The following is a 6009-nucleotide window of genomic DNA, read 5'->3' as shown; positions in this document are numbered from 1 at the left end:
CGGACCGACCTGCGGGAGCCGGAGGTGGACCGGGCGGCCTCCGCCGTGGCCCGGCACCCGGAGGTCCGGGAAGCTCTGCTGGAGCGGCAGCGTCATTTCGGGCGGGCCCGGGGTGCCGTGGTGGATGGTCGTGATATCGGGACGGTCGTGTTTCCTGATGCCACCGCCAAATTCTTCATTACGGCCTCGGCAGAGGTCCGGGCCCAGCGGCGTTATGTGCAGCGGCATGGTCAGCCATGCACGTCTCCGGCCCAGCTGGCTGAGGAAGTGGCGGCCATCAATGCACGGGATCAGCAGGACGCCTCCCGCGAGACGGCACCGTTGCGCCCGGCCGAGGATGCCGTGCAGATTGTAACGGATGATCTGGATGCAGCCGACGTGCTGGACCGTGTCTGCCAGATTCTGCAGGAAAAGGGCATCATCCGGCGCTGATTCATATCTTCGCTGTTGACAGTCCCCCCCTTATGCGTGTTGGTGAGGGGGTATGACGCCGCACAGCCCGTGGTGTCATGAATCCCCTGCCGCGGGGTGGGGGATCTGCGATTTGTGATGACTTCCGCTCCGGGCTGTGGGGTCGGGGGGAGACGTCGTTTTTTGGAGCCCATCACTGTGTTTTTGGGCAGAGGGAGACGGCGCATGGCTGGGTGCCGGGCACTGGCTGCGGCACTCTGGAATGCTGGAAATACATGGCTTCTGCCACTCAGAATACACCGGAACACGGTAAAGAAGATTTTGCTGCCCTGCTGGATGAAACACTGGGCAGTGACAGTGCGTTTGACGGGACCGTTGTCCGCGGCCGTGTCATCCGTCTGACAGACGATCACGCCATCGTCGATGTCGGCCTGAAGAGCGAGGGGCGTGTTGCCCTGCGCGAGTTCGGCCCTGTTGGCACAACCCCGGATGTGAAGCCGGGTGATGTGTTCGAGCTGTTCATCGAGCGCTACGAGGACCGTGACGGTTCCATCGTTCTGTCCCGTGAGAAAGCCCGCCGCGAAGAGGCATGGACCGCTCTGGAGAGCGCTTTTGCCCACAACCAGCGTGTCAACGGCACGATCTATGGTCGCGTGAAGGGTGGTTTCACGGTTGATCTGGGCGGCGCCATGGCCTTCCTGCCGGGCAGCCAGGTGGACATCCGCCCCGTGCGTGACGTCGGGCCGCTGATGGGCCAGCCGCAGCCGTTCCAGATCCTCAAGATGGACCGTGCCCGTGGCAACATCGTCGTGTCACGTCGTGCCGTTCTGGAAGAGACCCGTGCCGAGCAGCGTTCCGAGCTGATCCAGGGCCTGAAGGAAGGCATGATTCTCGATGGCGTCGTCAAGAACATCACCGATTACGGTGCGTTCGTTGACCTCGGCGGCGTTGATGGCCTGCTGCATGTTACCGACATCGCCTGGAAGCGCATCAACCATCCGTCTGAAGCTCTGCAGATCGGCCAGCCTGTCCGCGTGCAGGTGATCCGCTTCAACTCCGACACGCAGCGCATCTCCCTGGGCATGAAGCAGCTTGAGGCTGATCCGTGGGAGAACGTGGCCGTCAAGTATCCGGTCAATGCCCGCTTCACGGGCCGCGTGACCAACATCACGGACTACGGTGCCTTCGTTGAGCTGGAGCCGGGTGTTGAAGGTCTGGTGCACGTCTCCGAAATGTCCTGGACGAAGAAGAACGTCCATCCGGGCAAGATCGTGGCCACCTCCCAGGAGGTCGAGGTCATGGTTCTGGATGTGGACAGCGCCAAGCGCCGCATCTCCCTGGGCCTGAAGCAGGTTCAGCGGAATCCGTGGGAGCAGTTCGCTGAAGAGCACAAGGTTGGCTCTGTCATCGAAGGCGAGATCCGCAACATCACCGAGTTCGGTCTGTTCATCGGCCTGTCCGCCGACATCGACGGCATGGTCCACATGTCCGACCTGTCCTGGGACGAGTCCGGCGAAGAGGTCATGAAGCGCTACGAGAAGGGCCAGGTCGTTCAGGCCAAGGTTCTCGATGTGGATGCCGAGAAGGAGCGTATCTCCCTGGGTATCAAGCAGCTTCAGGAAGACCCGGCTGCCGATGTGCTGGACCGCATCAACAAGGGTGATGTTGTCACCTGCGTTGTGACGGCTGTTCAGAGCAACGGGATCGAGGTCAAGGTTGATGATGTCCTGACAGGCTTCATCCGTCGTGGCGAGCTGGCCCGTGACAAGAGCGAGCAGCGTCCGGAACGCTTCGCTGTTGGCGAGAAGGTCGATGCCAAGGTGGTCGGTCTGGACCGTTCTTCCCGCAAGCTGTCTCTGACCATCCGTGGTCGTGAGGTTGAGGAAGACAAGCAGGCCATCAGTGAGTATGGCTCTTCTGACTCCGGTGCATCTCTCGGTGATATCCTTGGTGCGGCCATCCGTCGTCGTAGCTCCGAGGACTGAGAAGCTCATTTTCGGACCATGGCGGAATGGTAACATTTCTTCATGGATTCAAAGCGGTAAAAGGGCGGCCATTTGGCCGCCCTTTTATTGTTTTGTAATTATGTTGGTGGTAAATCTTTACTGGAGCTGCGCTTTCAGACTGGCTCGTCCTCTGTAATTAAGCCGTTCTTACGGTCTGTCTGGTGCGGCCAGACTTGAAGATAGGTTTTTCTTGGAACTCAGGGTTGGCAATGGCGATTATCTACAACACGAATCATACCCATAACCCGAATGCCTATCTGACACTGGCAATACAGCGTGCGGCAGAAGAGCTGTTCGGGAAAGAAAACATTGTCGTTGCCGACAATATGAGTCTGGCCAGTGCGGCGGCCTCCGGCCAGCATGACACCCTGCTCTGTATTGATGGCCAGCGCATCAATCAGGCCCTGATCCGCCGTGTGCGCCCCGCCTTCAAGACCGTGATTCTCTGGACATTTGAAGACCCCTTCATGCAGGAGATAAACGGTCAGCTGGCTCCGCTGTTTGACCATGTTTTCACCAATGATCCGGCCTCCGTGTCAGTCTATCAGGGCAAGGGGCATTATCTGCCGCTGGCTGCGAGTCCCAGCCTGCATGAGCGGCCCGTGCGGGCTGCGGCTGATTGTGAGTATGATCTGTTTTTTGCCGGGACGATGTGGCCCAACCGGGTGCGGACTCTCCGGCGTGTTCTGGCCAGCTTTCCTGATGTAAGGCTGAAGCTTGTCTGCCCGGGCAATGAATATCTTCCCCCGCTGCCGGACGATATTGCTGCACTGGCCCTCCAGCGGCCTGTCAGCCATGAGGCCTTTATTGATTTCGCCAATGCCAGTGCTGTGACGCTGACCATGTTCCGGGACTATGCCAGCCATGGTGATGTCAGCCAGGCGACGGCGCCTGGTCCACGCTATTTTGAGCTTGGCCTCGCAGGGACAGCGCAGGTGGTTGAAGTGGCCCGTGGCATGGATGTCGAGCACTTCAGGAGTGTGGATGGCGTTCATCTGGCCCATGATGATGATGAGGTGGTGGAGAGCATCGCCCGACTGCTGCGGGATCATGAGCTGCGGCAGGACTCCGCCCTGGCGGCGCAGAAGTCGGTCATCGGGCAGCATCTCTATGCGCATCGTCTCCAGTTCATCCGTGAAGTCACGCAGGCGGAGTTCACATGCCATGCTCCGGCCAATGTGGTGCCGACACCACGCCGCAACCGCCTGCGGGTGCTGATGTGCACCCACTCCACCATTCATGAGCAGGTCTGGGGTGGGGTTGAGGTTTACCAGCGGGAGCTTTGCTCCTTTCTGGGCCGGGAGGTGGAGTTTTTCTTCTGGCTGCGGCGGGGGACGAACTGCCGCCTCCTGTCTGCCAACGGGCATGAGCTGGAGCGTTTCGATATTGCGGAATGCAGCTGGGATGATGTCGTCTGCGATGCGCAGGAAGAGATGCTCTTCTCCAGTGTGCTGGGCCAGTACAATATCGATGTGGTTCATTTCCAGCATCTGGGGCATCACGCTCTTTCCCTGCCGCTCATTGCCAAGGCAAGCGGGGCAGGCGTCCTGTTCTCGGCGCATGATTTCTGGCTGGTGTCATCCCGCTACAACCTGCTGAATCAGGAGATGCGGCATGTGGAGGACCAGTTTGGTTCCGTTCTGGCCATGGATATCATGCTGAAGCAGGCGGAAGGGATCGAGTATGGCGGGGAACAGCCCCGCCGTGCCTTCATCGACCGGATGCTGCACCACGTTGATGCCATCATGTTCGGTACGGCCCATTCTCGGGACTTCATGCACAGGATCTACCCTGTGCTGGACAGGAAGATCAGTCTGGTCAACGGGATCCCGAGCCCCGACGTGACGGTGCCGGTTGTGCCCAACGCTTACAGGCCGCTGGAAGAACGCCCGCTGGGCGTGGCTGTTGTTGGCAATTTCGCCCGGACCAAGGGAGCGGATACCATCCTTTCCCTGATAGAGGCGGCCCATCCTGATCATTTCCATTTCCACATTCTGGGCTATGTCCATCCGGATTATCAGCCGGTGCTGGAGGGGATGAAACGCCCGAACGTAACGGTGCATGGGCGGTACGAGGTCGGCAATACGGATGTCATGAAACAGGCCGATGTGGCGCTGTTTCTCTCCATATGGCCCGAGACCTACTGCATCTCCCTCTCCGAGGCATGGCAGTACGGGCTGGTGCCCATCGTGACGGAAATCGGGGCGCTGGATGACCGTGTGACGGATGGTGTCAATGGCTTCAAGGTACCGGTCAGCCGGGCAGACGTTGTGCTGGAACGTCTGGAGCTTCTGCGGTCTTCGGAGGATATCCGCCGGAAGATGATGGAGGCCATCACGCCTGATCTCTGGACGCATGAAGGAGATTATACGGCCGGGTTGCTCAGCCTTTACAGGGAGCTCGCACCAAAGCGTCTTCTCGGTGTGTCAGACCTGATGCTGGATGCCGGGCAGCTTGGCCTTCTGCCCATCTCTTCTTGGAAGAACCAGGCGCCGCCCCGTCATATTTTTGATCCCCCGCTGGTGCGGGATCTGGCCATCAATCTGCCATCGCACATCAATGACTGGTTCGCCATCCAGGGGGCCAACTGTTATCTGGATGACATCTGCCACCATGTGCTTGTTGAAGGGGCAGAGAAGACCTTCAAATCGGCTGATGAATTCCATCTCCGTGGCTGGCTGTTCATTCCTGGTGTCACGACGGCGGGACAGCTGCATGTCGTGCTGATCAGTGAAGATGAGCGGAGCCCGCTGATCTTCCTGAAGAGCGAGCGGGAAAGCCGGGGGGACATTTCGGAACTGTTCGGTGCCGATGTGCCGCGCCGGTCCGGTTTTTCCGTCAAGGCGGCGCTCCGGGGCAAATGGTGCGAGGGCTGGTACAGGATCGGCCTTGTCAACTCCATCAATGGCCGTGGGGCGTTCCAGCTGCTGGCCTATGGCCTGGAGGTCGAGGGCAGCAAGGTCAAGAGCATCAGGGCCTTCCGTCCGGACAATGATGTGATCCTGAACGATTTTTACAGGGTCGTGAATGATGACAATGTCCTGCGGGGTGTTCCGCTGACCCGTTTCCCGCGAGGGCGCCTCTTTGCGCAGGAGCAGGGGACGCAGTTCTATTTCATGGACCGTCTGGAGCTTCTGGCAGCCAATGAGGATACGACGCTGGTCGTGCCGCCTGAGGAGTGGGGGGGGGTCGTTCTGCGGGGCTGGAGCTTCATGGCGGGGCAGGGCCGGTCTGGTACGGTGTACGCTGCCATGGTCAGTGAGGAGACGGATGAGATCGTCCTTTTCGCCATGTCCCGTTTTGCCCGGGATGATGTCCGGACAGCCCATCACGATGCGCCACTCTGCTCTGGCTTTGAAGGGCTCCTGAGACCATGGAAGGGACGTGTCAGCCCAATGGGCGGCGTCTGGCATCTGGCTCTGGTGAATATCATCGGAGAGATTTTCGGGACGGTCGTGACGGATATCTGCATGCAGATGGAAGGGGGCCGTTGCCAGGCGCTTTACCGTGAAATGCCGACCGACGAGCAGCAGGAGCGTATCCGGCAGCTGGTGCTGGACCTTTCTGACCGACAGTCCCGGCAATGAGTTCT

At 59.7% G+C, this 6009-nt stretch carries 3 protein-coding genes; all 3 read left to right on the top strand.

All coding sequences use genetic code 11. The features are described from left to right. Positions 1-432: (d)CMP kinase (locus GM608_RS07455; protein ID WP_333645325.1), on the top strand; the 432-nt coding region annotated here is incomplete at its 5' end. 254 nt (positions 433-686) lie between these two features. Continuing rightward, positions 687-2396 (top strand): 30S ribosomal protein S1, encoded by a 1710-nt coding sequence (gene rpsA, locus GM608_RS07450; RefSeq protein ID WP_043558429.1) that lies wholly within the window; start codon positions 687-689, stop codon positions 2394-2396. A 230-nt stretch (positions 2397-2626) separates the two neighbouring features. Further along, positions 2627-6004: a glycosyltransferase gene (locus tag GM608_RS07445; RefSeq protein WP_333645324.1), complete on the top strand. Its 3378-nt coding sequence runs from the start codon at positions 2627-2629 to the stop codon at positions 6002-6004. Positions 6005-6009 lie beyond the last annotated feature (5 nt).

The organism is Bombella sp. ESL0380 (assembly GCF_009725805.1).
GTDB lineage: Bacteria > Pseudomonadota > Alphaproteobacteria > Acetobacterales > Acetobacteraceae > Bombella > Bombella apis.
This window is presented reverse-complemented; position numbering and strand designations above follow the sequence as displayed.